Genomic DNA, 17,588 nt, shown 5'->3' with positions numbered 1-17,588 from the left:
GGATCGTCGTGGGATTGGGAGTGCTGTTTTTGCTCGGCCGGCATCCTCCGTCATCGGACAGTCGCTCGACGTCTTAATCCCGGAACGGTTTCGGAGCGTTCATCACGATCATGTTCGCCGGTTCGGTGACACCGGCGTCACGAGCCGGCGCATGGGAGTGCTGGGGGACATCTTCGGCCTCCGCGGCGACGGAGAGGAGTTCCCCGCCGAGGCGTCCATTTCTCAAGTTCAAACGGAAGGAGAACGTTTGTTTACCGTGATCCTTCGAGATATTTCGGATCGAAAACGGCAGGAAGCCGTTGAACGCCGCAGCATGGAACTCATCGAACAGAACCGGTTGATTCAGGAGGCCAACCGACTCAAGAGCGAGTTCCTCGCGAACATGTCGCACGAACTCCGCACGCCGCTCAACTCCGTGATCGGTTTCGCGGAGATCCTTCACGACGGAAAGGTGGGCGCCATGACGCCGGAACAGGCCGAATACTTGGGAGACATCCTCGTCAGCGGCCGGCATCTCTTGACGCTCATCAACGATGTCCTCGACCTCGCGAAAGTGGAATCGGGAAAGCTCGAATTTCATCCCACGCGGATCGACGTGCGAACGATTGTCTTGGAGGTCTTGGACGTTCTCCGGGCCCAGAGCGCCGGAAAACGGCTCAAAGTCAAGAGCGATGTATCGAAGACGGTTCAGGAAGTGGTCGTGGATGCGGGCAAGCTCAAGCAAGTGCTTTACAACTTTCTATCGAACGCCATCAAGTTCACTCCGGAAGGGGGGACCATCACCGTTCGTGTCCTTCCCCAAGACGATCCATCGTTTCGAATCGAAGTGGAGGACGACGGAATCGGGATTTCCCAAGACAATCAGAGGAAACTCTTCTTGGAGTTTCAGCAGATCGACTCGGGAATTGGGAAAAAATATCAGGGGACGGGCCTCGGCCTGGCCTTGACGAAAAAAATCGTCCAAGCCCAGGGCGGACACGTGGGAGCGAAGAGCACTCCGGGAAAGGGGAGCCTTTTTTACGCCGTATTGCCAAAAGAGGCCCGAGCCGCGGGCCCAATGTCCACGGGTTCCACGGGCCGAGCGAAAATCTCACCCGCTCCCGATGCCCCGTTGATTTTGGTCGTGGAGGACGACGCCAAAGACCGGGACTGGCTGGTCCAGACGCTCCTTGAAGGAGGGTATTTGGTGGAGACGGCGGCCACCGGGCGCGAAGCCACGAGCCGTTGCGCCGACAAACAATTTGATGCCATTACGTTGGACCTCCTCCTCCCCGACGTCAGCGGCCTGGACGTATTGCGCCAGATTCGCGCGCGCGGATTGAACCAACAAGCGCCGATCGTTGTTGTCACAATCGTCGCGAACAAAGAAGCGGTGGCCGGATTCCCCGTCCATGACGTTCTCACCAAACCGATTCGAGCCGAGGAGTTGCTCGCTTCCTTGGAAAAAGCCGGTCTTCGGCCGCAGGAAAACCGCGAGATCCTGGTCGTGGACGATGACCCCGCAGCACTAAAAATGTTGAGCACACTCCTTACGAGAGCCGGTTATATCGCCAACTGCCAAGCCAGTTCCCAGGTTGCACTGGATATGGCGCTTTCCTCACCGCCCGCCGCCGTGATTCTCGATCTGATGATGCCGGACCCCGACGGATTCGAGTTCGTTCAGCGGCTTCGCCGGGCCCCGAACGGAAAATCGATTCCGGTGATCGTATGGACGATGAAAGATCTCAGCCCGGAAGAGCTTTCCAAGCTCACGGTATCCGCGCAGGCGATCATTCGAAAGGGAGAGGGCGATCGAGCTTCCCTCCTGTCGCAACTCAAAGCGCAGATCCATTCCAGAATGGAGGTCGACGGTGCCGTCTGAAGCGATTCTCGTCGTGGACGACAATCTCGCCAATCTGAAGTTGATGCGGACGGTGCTGGTTGCGGAAGGCTACCAAGTGGAAACCGCCGTCGATGCGGCCGATGCTTTGAGCAAACTCGAATCTTTCCGGCCGCGACTCGTTCTTATGGATATTCAGCTCCCGGTTGTCGACGGCCTGGAGCTGACCCGTCGGATCAAAGAGAATCCAAGGTTCTTGAACGTCAGAATCGTAGCGGTCACGTCATACGCGATGAAGGGGGACGAGGAACGGATTCTTTCTTCCGGTTGCGACGGTTATATCGCCAAGCCTATCGATACACGCCGGCTCCCCTCGATCCTCCGAGGTTACTTGGACGGTGCGGAGCGATGAAAGTCCCCGTCGTCCTGGTCATCGATGACAATCCGATCACGCGTAAAATGGTCCGCGTCGCGCTCAAACAAGAAGGGTACGAAACCGTCGAGGCGGGCGACGGCCGAACGGCGATTTTGTCCATTCAGGACCGCCTGCCCGACCTGATTTTGCAGGATTTCCGCCTTCCGGACGTGGATGGGTGCGACCTGGCCCGGCAGATTCGCGCTCTGCCCGGTGCGAAGGAAATCCCTATTCTCGGCTTCACGGGATTTTTAACCCAGGCGGAGGAGTTGCGCGTCGGGACTTCGACGTTTGACGATATCCTGGTGAAGCCGGTGGAACCGTCGCGCCTCATTAAGACGGTGAAGGCCTACGTTCCCATCGGGGGCCGAGAAGGCGCCGTGAAAGGGGCCGGCCGCCGCATATTGATCGTCGACGACGATCCGGTTCAATTGAAACTGTTAGCCACGCGGCTCCGGATCCTCGGCTTCGAAACGGCTGCATCGACCGATGGCCAGGAAGCCCTCCGCGTCGCGCATGAGTTCAAGCCGGATGGAATCGTCTCCGACGTCTTGATGCCCCGATTCGACGGTTTCCAATTCTGCCTGGCGGTTCGTCGGGATCCGGAACTTCAGAAAATCCCGGTCGTCCTCGTCAGTTCCCACTACCTGGACGAAATAGATCGTGAATTTGGGGTCAAGGTCGGCGCGGACGCCTTTGTCAACCGGTCGCCTTCCATGGACGACGTGATTTCGGCGATCGACGTCAGCCTCAAGAGAAAAAGCTCCCCGTCCCCCCGGCTGGATACCACCCAGTTGGAAGGCGAGCACATGGAACGGGCCATGTTGCAGCTCGAACGCCAGGCGGCCATCAACGCCGGTTTGACCGAACGTTGCCTCATTCAATCGGCGGCGTTGTCGGTTCTCGGCGCCACTTCGGGGGCTTTGGCGGGACAAGAGGCGATTGAAGAGGCGTTGGATCTTTCCCTTCAGCACTGTTTGGACGCTTCCGGTCTGTCGCGGGGAGCGCTCTACTTGATGGATTCGGAAAACCGTTTGGTCCTGCAGGCGGAAGTCGGTTTCTCGTCCGGCTCCCAAGCCAAAGAGTTCTTCGGACACCGCGAACTGTTCGTTCGGGTCGTGACAAAAGGGCGCTCCGTGGTTTTTCCATCGGCCGACATAACCGAAACCGTCTCGAAAGAATTTTTGACACGGACGGGAAATGCCACGGCGGCGCTTCTCGTGCCGATCCTGTTCGCCGAGGACGTATTGGGCGTGCTCCTTATGGTGTCCCAGAAGCGCGATCTTTCCAGCGCCGATTGGCTCTCGTTCGCCCAAATCGTGGCGGCCCAGCTCGGCCAGGCCTTGGTGATCAACCGTTCCTACCGCCTCATCAAAGATTCCGAGGAGCGGTACCGCAACCTCATGGAGAACGCCAACGACGCGGTCTTCGTCCTCGGTTCTAAGGGGGCGATTCTCGAGGCCAATCTTCGGGCGCAGCAGCTCTTGGGTTTGAGCAAGGACCGAATCGTAGGCCGCGTGGCTTGGGAATTCATGGAAGGAGACGGGGGAGAGCGTCTGGTCCGGGAATACCCCCGTCTCTTGGATCGAAAGCCGAGGCAAGTCGATGGAATTCGCCTGAAACGGTCGGATGGGAGGGTGGTCATCACGGATCTCGCGCTTTCGGCCGTGGACATCGCTCAAGAAAAGGTGGTGCTCGCGATCGCGCGCGATGTGACAGAAAAGGAGCGCATCGCCCGAGAATTGGAAACCCGCGTGCGCCAGCAGGAGGAAATCGCCCGTCTGAGCGCCTCCGCCCTGGCTTCCACCGGGTTGGACGAATTCTTCCACGAATCGGTCGAGGGAGTGAAAAGGGGCCTGGAGGTCGAATGGGCTCATATCCTGGAGCTTCCGCCGGATGGCCCCAAATTCGTGCTCCGGTCGGGTGAATCTTGGTCGGGCGAGTCCATCCGCCGAGCGAAAGCCGAATCCCGCGCCCGATTCAATTTGCTATCGGAATCTTCCGTGGTGATCGAGGATTTCTCGAAAGAAGAGCGTTTTGCCGATCACCTATTTTTGTCGAAAAAGGGCTTGCGGGCGGGACTGAGCGTGGTGATTCATGGAAAGGATCGCCCCTTCGGCGTCCTGGAGGCGTTCACCCGAACGGACCGGGTGTTTGGAAGAAACGACATTCACTTTCTTGAATCCGCCGCCAATATTCTCGCGGACGCCGTTGAGCGCAGAACGAGCACGGCGAAACTTCACGAAAGCGAGGAACGCCAAAAACAGATTTTGGATGCCATCGCCGATTTGGTTTTCGTGAAGGGGGCGGATTCGCGCCTGCTGTGGGGGAATAAAGCCTTCCGGGACTATTACGGCGTTACGATCGACGACGTTCAGGACGGCGCGCGATGGGCATCGAGAGGGCGCGGTATGCAAACCCTTCCCGACGACACGTTTGTTTTTGAAACGGGAAAATCGCTGGACATTCCCGAAGAGGCGGTGCCGCGGCAGGACGGAGAAATGCACCTGTTTCACACCGTGATTTCTCCCATCGTCGACCAGCAAGGCCGAGTCGTGATGGCCGTTGGAGTCGCACGGGACATCACGGAACGGAAAAAACTTCACTCCCAACTTCTTATTTCGGACCGAATGGTATCCGTCGGGACCCTGGCCGCGGGCGTGGCGCATGAGATCAACAATCCGCTGGCCGCCGTTCTCGCGAACACGGAATTTCTGAAGAAAAAAATCGGAGACATACGGGAGTCGGACCTCCTCGTGCGGTTGCACGCGGACCTCGCGCCCGTACAATCGGATATCGTCTCGCTTCTCGATCCGTTGGAGGAAACGCTCGAGGCCGCCGAACGGATTCGGACGACCGTGAAGGATCTCAAGATTTTCTCGAGGCCGGACGAAGAATCGAGAGGGCCCCTTGATGTGCGCCGGGTTCTCGATTCCGTGGCCCGGATGGCATGGAACGAAGTACGGCACCGCGCGCGGTTGGTCAAGGATTACGGACCCGCGCCGTTCGTGGACGGAAATGACGCCCGGATCGGCCAGGTCTTTCTCAATCTCATCATCAACGCGGCTCAAGCGATCCCCGAAGGCCAGGCGGACCAAAACGAAATCCGCATAAGCACGGTGACCGACGATGAAGGAAACACGGTGGTCCGCGTCCGTGACACCGGCTCAGGCATCCCACCGGAAATCGCGAAACAGATTTTCGATCCGTTTTTCACGACCAAACCGGTGGGCGTCGGGACGGGGCTCGGGCTTTCGATTTGTCACCGGATCGTCACCAGTTATGGAGGAACAATTTCGTTTGAAAGCCAACCGACTCGGGGAACGACGTTTCAAGTAGTGTTCCCGCCGGCACGTCTGGAGGCGACCCTTCCGCCGATTGCTTCGGACGCGGCTTCCATCTCCCGGCGTGGGCGCATTTTAGTCATCGACGATGAGAAGATCGTCTGTTCGGCCGTGGAGCGCACGCTCGCCGTGGATCATATCGTCGAGACGGTGCAGACGGCCCAGGAAGCCTTGGACCAGATTTCAGCGGGGGAACGCTTCGACGTGATCCTTTGCGATCTCATGATGCCGAAAATGACCGGGATGGAGCTCTACGAGGAGGTTCTCCGATTTTCGAAGGATCAGGCCGACCGGATGATTTTTCTCACGGGAGGCGCATTCACACCCCGTGCGCGCGATTTCTTGGTTCGGGTGAACAACCAACGCGTGGAAAAGCCGTTCGACCCCAAGAATTTACGTTCGATTGTGAGCGATCGTCTCTGAAACGGGCCTACCCAGCAAGCGTCGCAAGTTCCCGGTTCGGTTTGGCGAAGAGATACCCTTGAAGGAGATCCCCGCCCAATTCAATCACGGAATTTCGTTCTTCCACCGAAGTCCGCTTAGTCGAAAGGTTTTCGATGTGGGCTGCCATACATATATTGTCAAACTTAGGCGGAGATGTATTGACAATGTATAACGATCAGAGATACACTCGATTATCGGAAAACAGGAGGTTCGTTCATGGCCAAAGATATTCAAATCGCCTTTCGTGAAGATCCAGAAATCCGGCGGAAAGCCGCTGCCATTGTACGCTCCATGGGACTCGATTTAAGTGCGGCTCTGCGGATGTTTCTTCGTCAGGTTGTTCGTACAAGAACGATCCCGTTTCGCATGGAAAGTGGCTTCACCCTCGAAGGAGAAAAAGCCTTGATGGGCGCTATCCGAGAGCATGAAGAGGACCGCGAGGCAGGTCGAGTGAAGACCTTCGATTCAGCGAAAGAGCTTTTCGACGATCTTGAACGTGGCCGGAAGGGTTGATTCCTCCGCGACACAAGATTGAGTGGTCTCGCCGCTTCAAAAAGGATTACGAGAAACTTCTTGAGAGTCGTCCAAAGATCCGATCCGAAATTGAAGAGGTCGTAAGGCTTTTGGCTTCCGGGGAGCCGCTCCCTCCCGAGTATCGGGATCATCCGCTGAAGGGGATATTCAAAAATCATCGGGACTGCCATGTTCGAGGAGATCTGGTTCTCATTTACCGGATTGAAAACGACTCCGTCCTGACTCTTTACCGACTGGGCACCCATTAGGAATCCGATCCCGGCGCGAACAATCGCGATTCGCACCCCGGACAGATGCTATGCGTGAACGACGCTTGTGAGTGCTCGCAGATGTAAGATTCGATCTGCCGCCAATAGTTATGATCGTCGCGGATCTTCTTGCAATAGCTGCAGATCGGCAGGAGTCCGCGTAGCGTATGCACTTGAGCGAGAGCTCGTTCCAACTCGGCAATGCGATCCGAGAGCTTTCGCTGAAGTTCGATGATCCGCTGGCCGACGCGCAGCCTAGCCCCCAACTCGGCCGGATGAAACGGCTTGGTGAGGTAATCATCGGCGCCGGATTCCAGCCCGAGAACCACGTCTTTCGTTCGGTCCCGTGAGGTCAGGAGGAGGATATAAGGCGGCATTTGCGTCGGCACGGCGCGAACTTTTTGGCAGACCTCGATTCCGTCGAGACCCGGCATGACCCAATTGAGAATCGCCAACGGCGGCGCCGATGGAGCCGTGAGCGCCTGGAGAGCCTCCCGGCCGTCCTTTGCGAGGAGGACCGTATAGCCTTCCCGCTGAAGCGTTTTTTCCAGGAGCGTACGAAACGTCAGATCGTCATCGGCCACCAAGACTCTCATCGAAAGCCTCCCTCCCCATACATCGCCAACGCGGACCGCATTTTATCGAGTTCCTTTCGCAGCGTGGCCACGATTGGAGTCACATGTGCTAGATCGCCCTTTTGGGCCGCGTCTTCGACCTCGATGGCCATTTGATACGCGGCTCCCTTCGAAAAATTCCCAATCGCTCCCTTAATGGTGTGCGCCGACCTGGCCAGGGTCTCCCGATCGGCTTGCTCCATGGCTTGTTCCATGGCCAAAACCATATTGGGCGAATGCGCCAGAAAAAGTTGGACGATTTCGCCCATGAGCGCGCGGTCCCCTCCCACGACGGACTTCAGGTGGCTGATATCGAATTCCGGCGCTTGCTCTCGGGGAGAACCCGCCATACCGTGACATCTACGCAACGCGAATTGATTCACCATATCGACCAGTTCCTTTCCACGGATCGGTTTGGACAAATAAGCATCCATGCCGGCTCCGAGGCATTTCTCCCGGTCGCCTTTCATGGCGTGCGCCGTCATCGCCAGAATCGGAGTGTGTTTCCCCGTTCTCTTCTCTTGCTTGCGGATCGCCGCGACCGTCTGAAGCCCGTCCATGACCGGCATTTGGACATCCATTACAATGAGATCGAATTCCTCTCGAGCCAGCGCTTCCAGCGCCTCCGCTCCATTTTGGGCCACGATGACCCGGTGGCCGGCTTTCTCCAAGATTCTTTTCGCCAACATTTGGTTGATCGGATTGTCTTCCGTCAAAAGAATGTTGCGCGCCGACGCGCCCGCCATGGCCGGCGCCGGTTTTCCGGGCGCCCGCATCGCATCTTCGACGGCCCGGCGCAAATCCGCCTGTTTGATCCGTTTTTGAAGATGACAAGAAAATCCCAGGCCGCGGCACCGGGCCAGGTCCCCCGCGAGGTCCAGGGACGACTGCATCATGCGTACGGTGAAATGAAATGTGCTTCCCTTCCCGACTTCGCTCTCCACCCAAATCTCGCCCCCCATCAATCGCACCAACCGCGTAGAAATCGCCAGCCCCAAACCTGTTCCACCGAATTTTCGTGTCGTGGAGGCGTCCGCTTGGACGAACGGTTCGAAGATCGTCCGCAGCTTCTGGGACGGTATTCCGACTCCCGTATCCACCACGCGGACATGCAGAAGCGATGTCTTCTCTTCTTGTCGCGCCACATCAACGCGAACCGCTACTTCTCCACGCTCGCTGAACTTGATGGCGTTGCCGACAAGATTGAACAACACCTGCTTGAATCGCGTCGCGTCCCCGATCCAAGAATCGGGCAGTTGGGGGGCTACGTCGTACGTCAATTCCAAGCGCTTCTTCGCGGCCCGCACCGACATGACCTTCGTCGTCTCGTCCAGCATTTCGCGCAAGCGAAATTCCACGGGGTCCAATTCCACTTTTCCTGATTCCACCTTCGAAAAATCGAGCAGGTCGTTGATGATATTGAGAAGCGTATCCGCGGATGCCCGAATCGCTTCCAGGTATTCCCGTTGGTCGGAGGCCAGAGCCGTTTCCAAAGTTAACTCCGTCATCCCGATGATCCCGTTCATCGGAGTCCGAATCTCATGGCTCATATTCGCCAGGAATTCGCCTTTCATCCGGTTGGCGTCTTCCGCAACGCTTTTGGCTTCGACGAGCTCGGCCTCGACGCGTGTTCGTTCCGCGATGTCCAGCTCCAAACGGCGATTGGTCTCGATCAATTCCTTCGTGCGGCTTTGGACGAGATCCTCGAGATGTGTCCGATGCTTTTGAAGTTCCTCGTTCCGCCGTTCGATCTCCCCCAACATGGCATTGAATCCCCGGCTGAGCCCTCCGATTTCGTCCTTGGAGAGTTCGGGGATCCGAATCGAAAAATCCTGGCGCTCCGCGACGTCCTGCATCGTCGTGAAGAGACGCTCGATGGGAGAAGAAATGATTCCTTGAATCTTCGAGGATACGACATAGGCCACCGAAGCCGTGCCCGCCAGGAAGAGAAGCGTCAACAACGCGTCCCACCACATTTTCTTGTAGAGTTCCCGGGCATCCGCCCGAAGATAGAGCTTTCCCACAACCTCATCCCGGTAACGAACGTCGGAAACAAAATGGAGATTCCCTTTTTCCGTCCAGTGGCCCGTCCGCGCAAACGGATTTTGGCCCGAACGCACGGACTCGTTCCCGTCGCGCGCATACGCGGCAAATACGTGGCCGTCTTTCGTATAGAGCGTGCCTATCATAACGTGCGGTTGCCAGATGAGCGCCGACAAGACACGCTTGGCCGCCGCCGAATCCTCAAAGAGCAGCGCGGCCGCACTGTTCGAACCGACGACGTTCGAAACCAACGTTACTTCGCCTCTCAGTTTGTCGCGAAATGCGACGACCTCGTAGGCGATCATGCCGACGGAAGCGAGAAGCAGGGTCGGGACCGCTGCAGCCATCGCGATCAGCAAGAGTTTTTTGCGCATGCCGAGATTGGACAGTACGGTTCTCATGGCTTCTCGATTCATCTCGCTTCAGCTCGTGGCGCGAGGGCCCCGTTGGAAGGGGAGGTCGCATTTACTGGTTTTGCGGCACGCGACATCCCATAGAGATTCACCAGGTTTTGGAGCCGGAGCTTAAGTTCGTCGATGCTGGATCCCTTGTGAAGAACTTCCACGGCCCCGGCCCGTAACGCCCGCATTCGGTGATCCTCGTCGTTGAAGGACGTGTAGATAATCACGGGAATTCGGCAGAGTTCCGGATCGACCTTAAAAGCGCGGCAGATCTCGTGCCCGCGGATTCCCGGCATTTCGAAATCCATCAGAACCGAACTGGGCTTTAGCTCCCGTGCCCGTTCGAGGACGGCATTGACGTTGCTTTCAAACTCAATCCGGAAGCCGATGCTCGCCAGGGCCATCTTGAGAAAACGAAATACCTCACGATCGTCGTCGACAACGAGCAGCGTTTCCGCGGATTCGGTTTTCGGTTGAATTCCGTTCCGTACGACGTTCAGCAGGGCGCGCGTTCCCGCGGATTTCGACACCAAGCGGTCGACACCCGCCCGGGCGGCCTGGGATTGCGCGGCCGTGCCGTCGTTGGATCCGAAGCCTACGATCCAGACCTTTTTCGATTGGGATAACGATCGCAGCGTGGAAAGCGCTCCGAATTGATTCGGCGGTACGGAATCGAGGTCGATGATGATTCCATGTACGAATTGACTCCGAACGAGGCGCACGGCGTCGTCCAACGAGGGCGTTCCTCGAATCGTGAAGGAAAAATTATGGGCTTCTTTTTCCAGCTGCTTTCGTGTTTCGTTATCCGCACTGACACAGATGACGGATGTTTCTTCCGCGGGGTTCGTGGAGTTCGCGCAAGTCACGGCTTTGGCGTGACCGACGGCCCGTTCCAACCGGTCGAACAGTAGATTCATGCGATTTTGCTCGAACATCGAGAGGCCGAAGTCTTCGTGGAGTGAAGCGGAGAAATGTTCCAGCGCTTTGGCATGTTCGCTGATTTCGGGATAGCCGTACGAACCTGCCGAGCCGACGATCTGGTGACAAACCGCACGAATCATCGGAATCGAAAGATTGAGCGCCATCGCTTTGTGAAGATCGCCGACCGTTCGAACGAGGTTTTGAACGTAGTTGTCCCGCAATGTCTGGAGCGCATCGCTTCCGAGGCTGTCTCGCGATTCCACGGCCAAGAGACGATCGATCTCCTTTTGCAGCTGAACGATGGCAAACGGTTTCGGGATGAATGCGTTGGCCTGCCAACGCGCCAAGACTTCTTTGGAGCCGCGATTGCGCCGGAAAAAAGCGGAAAGGACAATGACCGGCAGCTGGTCGGGTCCATACCGCTCGCGAATCGCTTTCGTGACAAAGTCTCCGCGAAGGTCGGGGAGAAGCGCATCGACCACGGCAAGGTCGAAGCGCTCCTTCTCGACCAGCTCAATGCCTTCCCGACCTTTTGTCGTGCCGACCACTTCGTACTGTGCCGGATCCAAGCCGGCTCGAATCAAGTCGAGAATCGATAAATCATCGTCGACGACGAGTATTCTTTTTTTCACGGCATCGGTCATACGCTTACCTCCGCGAGCCGGCGGGCGAGGAGCGCCCGGACTTTGCCGACGAGGTCTTGGAGAGATGAAAAGGGTTTTGCGATGTATGCGTCAGCGCCGCTTTGAAACAAAATCTCCTTGCCCTTGTCCGCCTCTCCGTGCGCCGTGGCCAGAAGGATCGGGACGGATTTGGACCGCTCGTCATTCTTGATTTTCTTGGAAAGGTCGATTCCGTTCTGGTTTGGGCCCAGCGAAACATCGAGGACGATCGCGGATGCATGTTGGGACGACGCCAAATCGATCGCTTCGGCGGGGTCTTGAGTGGAGATGACGTCATAGCCGCCGATTTGCTCCAGCACCATGCGTTCCAACGCCAGCATCATGGGATCGTCGTCCACGACCAGGATTACGGAGCGCTGACTCATTGGGTGCCTCCTTTTCTGAGTTCGGGAGCCGGCGTTGATTCCGATGAGGCGGATCGAATTCCCTGAAGAAGCGCGCGAAGCGGCGCCTGAATGGCTTCCAGGATCCGAATGTCATCCACGTGAAAATCAGGAAGCGTAGCTTGATTGAGGGTTCGTTTCCTTGAAATCTGTACGACGCCGATCGGCGAAGAACCCGACACGACCGGATACGTCAGAAGCTTTTCGATCGTATGCGGATGAGGGTTGTCTCGGCGGACTTTCTCGAAGTAGGCGAGGTGATTGACGGCGGCAAAACGATTTTCAATCCGCGCCTTTTGATCCCACAAACAGATCGCCGCCTGCGATTGCCGTCGGCCGAACGGGATGGTAGCGGACAGCCTGGCCAAGTAGTCCGGAGCGACGAACCGCAACTCCTGGCCGACCCGGTCCAGGACGAGAAGCGCCACTTCGTCCTTTCCGACATGAAAGGTTCGCGCGAGGTAGTCAGTGACCAGCGCGAGGCTCCTCTCATAGCTGTTTCGGAACGTTGAAAATTGAATCGTTCGCGTGAGAAACCGCGCGATTGTTGTGTAGTCTTGGTTGGGTTGAGTATGCATCGAGCCAAAGGAAGAGCAGGTCGCGTGCCAGGCGCCACGGCGTATCAACCAGCTGAAATGATTTATAATTTATTTAGCTGCCTTGGAGTCCCAGGTCGAGCGAACCCACGGGTTGTGGAAATACCAAATCATTTTAAGAGGATGGGAGAAGGCAGACAGGGTCAAACGGCCCCGATTCAGGTCAATTCTACTCCGTCACTCGTGGTGGAACAGCGCGGCGTCGATCGAGTGTTGGCCCAACAGCCTTCGGAAATTGCTCCGGTCCATCCCCGCGATACGTGCCGCCTCCGCGATCACGCCTCCGGCCCGCGCCAGGACGTCCTGAAGGTATCGTCGGGTGAACGTGTCCACGACCTGGTCGCGCGCCTGCGGATACGGCACGTCCATTAGTTTGGAGGAGATAGCGGCCGAATCATTCTCCTTTGCGGCCAGCTCACTCGGCAAGTCCTCGATACGGATGACGTTGCTTCGGCTCAAGACCACGGCCCGTTCGATGATGTTTTCCAGCTCGCGGACGTTGCCCGGCCATCGATGCCGGCAAAGAAGAGCCAGCGCTTCCGGCTCGATTCCCTCGAGAATCTTTTTTGTGCGCTGCGCGTGTTTGCGGATGAAGTGATGAACGAGCAGCGGAATATCCTCCGTGCGTTCTCGAAGCGGCGGGATCGGAATATTGATGACGTTCAAACGATAAAAAAGATCTTCCCGGAATCGTCCCGATTTGACCGCCGAGGGAAGGTCGACATTTGTCGCCGCAATGAACCGCACGTCGATTTTCCGCACCTCGTTCGAGCCCACCGACCGAACCTCCCCCTCCTGAAGGACACGCAGAAACTTCACCTGCGTGGCCAGGGACATATCTCCGATCTCGTCCAAGAACAGGGTGCCTCCATGAGCGGCCTCCACCAGGCCGATTCGCCGGGCGGTGGCGCCGGTGAACGCGCCTTTGACATGCCCAAACAGTTCGCTCTCGAGCAGCGTTTCGCTGAACGCGGAACAGTTGATCGCGAGGAACGGACGCGCCGCACGGGATCCTCGCTCGAAGACGGCCTTCGCAACCAATTCTTTCCCCGTGCCGCTCTCTCCCGTGATCAAGATCGTCGATTCCGAGGGTGAGACGCGTTCGATCAGACGGAAGACCGTCTTCATTTTCGCGCTCACGCCGACGATATTCTCGAAGCGGCTGGTCAATTCGACTTGCCGCTCGAGATAGTCCGTCCGGCGGAGAAGCCTCCTTCGCTCCATGGCCCTCGTGAGCGAAATGACGACCACTTCCATGCTGTCAAACGGTTTGGTCAGAAAATCATAGGCGCCCGCCTTCATCGCATCCACCGCCATCGCGATGGACCCCGCACCCGTCATGACGACCACGTCAATGTCGGGCTTGCGTTGCTTGATCTCGCGGCAAAGATCGATTCCGCTCACGTCGGGCATGCAAACATCCGTCAGGACGAGGTCCACTTCCTGCGACTCCAAGGAGGCGACGGCTTTTCGCGGGTCGCCGAAGGCGAGCACGGAATATCCCGACTGGGAGAGATATCTCTCGAGGGCGGATAATAGGACCGTGTCGTCGTCAATGACGGCGACACGCCCCAAGGGAGCAGCCTTGCTCGGCGGGTCTTTCATCGAGCCGTATGGTACGGCGGGGCGGCGAGAAAAACAATTGTCCGCCGAGGGAGAACCCCAGATCGAAAATATCGGAGGTTATTCAATTAGGTCGGCGTAAACCGCCTCAAATCGGTCGGCGTCGCTCTGGCTCGGCCCAAGTTTCTCCTTTGGGTTGTCCTTCGGGTAGAGCACCGCCGTCATAATGCTTTCTTCGTCCGAGGAGTGATCGGATCCAAACAAAATGTGGCCTGCCTCGTGGGCCACAACCGACTCGAGGGAATAGATGTCCCCCGTATCGGGCCGGCCGTTTACAAAATAGGTATCGAATTCAAAAAGGTAAACATCCGCATCCATGATCTTGGTCGCGCCCTTCAGATACGTCCGCGCCAATGGTCCCGGCCCCCCATCCGACCCTTGGGCCGCGTCGGCGGCCAATTGACCGCTGCGATTCGTCTGTAAAACGACGTTTTCGTTGACGGTGAAATCCGGGGCCAGTTGGTCGTCTTGCAGCGATTTTATACCGTCGTACACGAAGATTTCGACGCCGGTCGCCTCGTTCCAGCTTGAAAATCCCGCACGAATGTCGGCGTGAAATTCGGCGGGAATCGTTGAAGCGATCTTGTAATGGACCGGAAGCTCGCGGTAGCGGACAACGTCCGTATCGTTCTCCGCGCCGGCCGAGTTCGTATCTGAAGAGGCCGTTCCCCTCGAGTGGTCGAAGCCGCATCCCCCGAAAACCATCATCGTAATGCCGATAAAAATTTCAACCGATCGAACAATTGCAAATTTGAAACGCATAACCGGGAGCAGTACAAAGTCCGGGCCACAGGCGGTTTCGGCGCGCGCATTTTCGAAAACCCCCGTGTCTCAGGCATGGGTACGGTGTTTGGCTAAGGCCGTTTTTTATTCCCGACCTTCGCCGTCGAGGTGATCTCGACCGCGCCATCAAACCGGTTCTCGAATGAAATCGGGCGGAGAGGTCCGGGTGAAGCTCACCCACGGAAAGTATATTCCACCCCTGCATCCCAAAATGGGAACAAACATTCCGTTTCATCGAGCGCGTCGGTTCGGTATGATCGAGCCATGCCGAAAACGATTTTGATTGCCGACGACGAGCAGCCGGTCATCAACGCCTACGCGCGAGTATTGAAGAATCAAGGATTCCAGGTGATTTCCGCCCTTACGACCGAGCAAGCGATGGAAACCTTGGAGCGAACACACGTGGATCTCCTCCTCCTCGATCTGGCGATTCCGACTTCAAACGGACTCGAGCTTCTTCGCAAGCTCCGAAGCGATTCGAGGTTTGCCAAGCTTCCCGTCATCGTTCAATCCGGTTTCGCTGAACGCGTATCCAACGAGCTCTTGCCGCTTCATCCGGTCCGCGTGTTCACCAAACCCGTCCCGCTGGACGATCTTCTATGGACGATCCGCGACGCACTCGATACAAAGACTCGCCCATTGCCGCACTAATTCAGAGCCTTGATTTGTTCATGCGTCTGTAGCCCTAAGGGTGGGCTATCGGCTGCGGTACCGGTGAGATGCCTACCCATCGTCCTTTCCAGCCGGCCTGTTTGCGTCTTCGATCGCTTGAAGCAATGCCTCCAATCGCACGGGTTTTGACACGTAGGCGTCCATCCCGGCATTCATGATTCTTTCGCGGTCTCCCTCCATGGCGTGTGCTGTCAGCGCAATGATCGGAAGATGCCTGCTCATTTCCTTCTCCGACTCCCGGATGCGTCTCGTGGCTTCCATTCCATCCATTTCCGGCATCTCCATATCCATGAAAACCAGGTCAACGTTTCCCCTCCCGACAGCTGTGAGAGCCTCGATCCCATTCTCGACCACCGAGACTTCGTGCCCGGCCTTCCTTAACAAAGATGAAACCACCTTTTGATTCACAGGGTTGTCCTCGGCCAGAAGAATTTTCAGAACGCCTCGGTCCCTTCGCAGGGAATGCCGCGTTACAGGAGGGCTTCGATCCGTCGCACCCGCCACGTTTCCAAGACAAATCCGGATCGCATCCAACAACTCAGACGGAATGACCGGCTTCGTCAAGTACGCGGCGATTCCGATTTCCCGGCAGCGCGCCGCATCTCCCCGTTGTCCTCCTGACGTAAGCATCATAAGAATAGGAGCTTTCGAAAACACGGGGATCTGCCTGATTCTTCGAGAAAGTTCGAAGCCGTCCATTCCCGGCATATGGCAATCCGTGAGCACCAATTGAAACAGCGTATTCGATCGGTTAGCTTGTTCGAGCGCGGCTAGAGCCGCCTCGCCACTCTCAACGACCGTCGGGCCTATTTGCCAGGCAGCGAGTAGTTTTGCGAGCACCTGGCGGTTCGTCGCATTATCGTCCACAACGAGCGCACGAACCCCCGTGAGATCATCCTCCTTCAATGAAGCGCGAGCCACGGCGGATTTTCCGTGGAGTCCGAGACGAGCCGTAAAGTGAAACCGGCTGCCTTTCCCGGGTTTCGATTCCAGTTCGATTTCCCCTCCCATCAGTTGGACCAGGTGCGACGAAATCGTGAGGCCAAGCCCTGTTCCACCATATTTGCGGGTAGTTGAAGCATCCCCCTGCGAGAAAGCCTCAAAAATGGTCTGTTGCTTTTCTTCCGGAATTCCGATCCCCGTGTCGAAGACTTCGAAGTGGAGCTGAGCTTCCGCTTCAGTCTGCGACAGGCATGTCACGCGAAGACCCAATTCACCGTCATGCGTGAATTTAATCGAATTACCAATCAAATTAAGGATCACTTGGCGAAGTCTGCCGGCGTCCCCCACCACGCCATCGGGCACATCCGGCGAAATGTCACAGACGAGTTCCAAACCCTTCTTACCCGCGACCAACGCCAACAATCTCAGACAATCCCGGATACAATCGCGAAGGCTGAACTCAAACAACGTAAGTTCCAAATGCTTGGCCTCAATTTTCGAAAAATCGAGAATCTCATTGATAAGCTCCAATAAGCGATCCGCCGATTCACTCACGGCCTCCAGATATTCCCGTTGTTCCTTTGTCAGGTCCGTCTCAAGTGCAAGGTCCGTCATTCCGATGATCCCGTTCATCGGCGTGCGGATTTCATGACTCATATTGGCTAAGAACCGCCCTTTGGCCATGGAGGCTTCCTCAGCCTTCCGCCTGGCTTGGACCAACGGGCGTAATACCCAGGCGTAAATGATCGGCATGATCACCACGAGCAAAATACCGCCGTCTGCGGCTGCCTCGCCCCAGAGAGAATGAATGGGGAAATAGAGCAAGGCACTCGGGAGTATGAACATCACGGAAAACTCAACCAGAAAGACTGCGGCAGCCAAAACAAACAAGAACCAAATAACCGATCTTTCTCGAACCTGCCCCATGCTCTTTTCCTGTTACCTCACGAGCATCTCCACGAAAAGAAATCTTTTCTTGTCGCCAGATTTTGCGGCTTCACATCGGAGTTCGGCATCGAAACAATAGGAATCCTGGCAACGTACTTCTCTGTCTCGACCGGTCGGTGTTCGTCCGGTCTCACCGAACGTCCGCTGAGGGCGATGAATCAACCTTGACACCTTG

At 56.9% G+C, this 17,588-nt stretch carries 15 protein-coding genes; 6 read left to right on the top strand and 9 right to left on the bottom strand.

Annotated features, from left to right (window positions below; translation table 11 throughout):
- The 3 genes from VI895_02635 to VI895_02625 all read left to right on the top strand — a co-directional run.
- A partial coding sequence (locus VI895_02635) for a response regulator (GenBank protein HLG18697.1) occupies window positions 1-1,861 on the top strand: 1,861 nt, incomplete at its 5' end.
- The gene (locus VI895_02630) at window positions 1,851-2,231 is read left to right on the top strand and encodes a response regulator (GenBank protein HLG18696.1); all 381 of its coding nucleotides are present in this window, start codon (window positions 1,851-1,853) and stop codon (window positions 2,229-2,231) included. The genes VI895_02635 and VI895_02630, both read left to right, overlap by 11 nt.
- Complete coding sequence (locus VI895_02625; protein ID HLG18695.1) at window positions 2,228-6,001, top strand: response regulator; 3,774 nt, start codon at window positions 2,228-2,230, stop codon at window positions 5,999-6,001. Before VI895_02630 ends, VI895_02625 begins: the two co-directional genes overlap by 4 nt.
- Window positions 6,002-6,008: 7 nt before the next feature.
- Here the strand turns inward: VI895_02625 and VI895_02620 are convergent, their stop codons facing one another.
- Window positions 6,009-6,149 (bottom strand): hypothetical protein, encoded by a 141-nt coding sequence (locus VI895_02620; protein ID HLG18694.1) that lies wholly within the window; start codon window positions 6,147-6,149, stop codon window positions 6,009-6,011.
- Window positions 6,150-6,238: 89 nt separating this feature from the next.
- Between VI895_02620 and VI895_02615 the strand changes: the two genes are divergently transcribed.
- Both VI895_02615 and VI895_02610 read left to right on the top strand, forming a co-directional pair.
- Window positions 6,239-6,535, top strand: coding sequence for a type II toxin-antitoxin system RelB/DinJ family antitoxin (locus VI895_02615; GenBank protein HLG18693.1), 297 nt, complete (start codon window positions 6,239-6,241; stop codon window positions 6,533-6,535).
- Window positions 6,532-6,804, top strand: coding sequence for a type II toxin-antitoxin system YafQ family toxin (locus VI895_02610; protein HLG18692.1), 273 nt, complete (start codon window positions 6,532-6,534; stop codon window positions 6,802-6,804). The genes VI895_02615 and VI895_02610 overlap by 4 nt, the downstream gene beginning before the upstream one ends.
- On the opposite strand, the gene VI895_02605 is transcribed toward VI895_02610, so the two are convergent.
- The 7 genes from VI895_02605 to VI895_02575 all read right to left on the bottom strand — a co-directional run bounded on the left by VI895_02605 (window position 6,801) and on the right by VI895_02575 (window position 14,830).
- Window positions 6,801-7,400, bottom strand: a complete 600-nt coding sequence (locus VI895_02605; GenBank protein ID HLG18691.1) for a response regulator — start codon at window positions 7,398-7,400, stop codon at window positions 6,801-6,803. The genes VI895_02610 and VI895_02605 overlap by 4 nt on opposite strands.
- The gene (locus VI895_02600) at window positions 7,397-9,862 is read right to left on the bottom strand and encodes an ATP-binding protein (GenBank protein ID HLG18690.1); all 2,466 of its coding nucleotides are present in this window, start codon (window positions 9,860-9,862) and stop codon (window positions 7,397-7,399) included. Before VI895_02600 ends, VI895_02605 begins: the two co-directional genes overlap by 4 nt.
- Before the next feature lie 11 nt (window positions 9,863-9,873).
- Window positions 9,874-11,427: a response regulator gene (locus VI895_02595; protein ID HLG18689.1), complete on the bottom strand. Its 1,554-nt coding sequence runs from the start codon at window positions 11,425-11,427 to the stop codon at window positions 9,874-9,876.
- On the bottom strand, window positions 11,424-11,831 hold the full coding sequence (locus VI895_02590) for a response regulator (GenBank protein HLG18688.1): 408 nt from the start codon (window positions 11,829-11,831) through the stop codon (window positions 11,424-11,426). The genes VI895_02595 and VI895_02590 overlap by 4 nt, the downstream gene beginning before the upstream one ends.
- A complete protein-coding gene (locus tag VI895_02585; protein HLG18687.1) occupies window positions 11,828-12,427 on the bottom strand; it encodes a hypothetical protein in 600 nt (199 codons plus the stop codon). Before VI895_02585 ends, VI895_02590 begins: the two co-directional genes overlap by 4 nt.
- Window positions 12,428-12,622: 195 nt before the next feature.
- On the bottom strand, window positions 12,623-14,050 hold the full coding sequence (locus VI895_02580; GenBank protein ID HLG18686.1) for a sigma-54 dependent transcriptional regulator: 1,428 nt from the start codon (window positions 14,048-14,050) through the stop codon (window positions 12,623-12,625).
- Window positions 14,051-14,128: 78 nt separating this feature from the next.
- Window positions 14,129-14,830 (bottom strand): matrixin family metalloprotease, encoded by a 702-nt coding sequence (locus VI895_02575; GenBank protein HLG18685.1) that lies wholly within the window; start codon window positions 14,828-14,830, stop codon window positions 14,129-14,131.
- A 285-nt stretch (window positions 14,831-15,115) separates the two neighbouring features.
- On the opposite strand from VI895_02575, the gene VI895_02570 reads away from it, so the two are divergent.
- A complete protein-coding gene (locus VI895_02570) occupies window positions 15,116-15,502 on the top strand; it encodes a response regulator (GenBank protein ID HLG18684.1) in 387 nt (128 codons plus the stop codon).
- A 72-nt stretch (window positions 15,503-15,574) separates the two neighbouring features.
- Here the strand turns inward: VI895_02570 and VI895_02565 are convergent, their stop codons facing one another.
- Window positions 15,575-17,392, bottom strand: coding sequence for a response regulator (locus tag VI895_02565; protein ID HLG18683.1), 1,818 nt, complete (start codon window positions 17,390-17,392; stop codon window positions 15,575-15,577).
- Window positions 17,393-17,588: the final 196 nt, after the last annotated feature.

Source organism: Bdellovibrionota bacterium (assembly GCA_035292885.1).
Classification (GTDB): domain Bacteria; phylum Bdellovibrionota_G; class JALEGL01; order JALEGL01; family DATDPG01; genus DATDPG01.
Note: the sequence above shows the minus strand (reverse complement) of the source record. Positions and strands in the feature narration are given on the sequence as shown.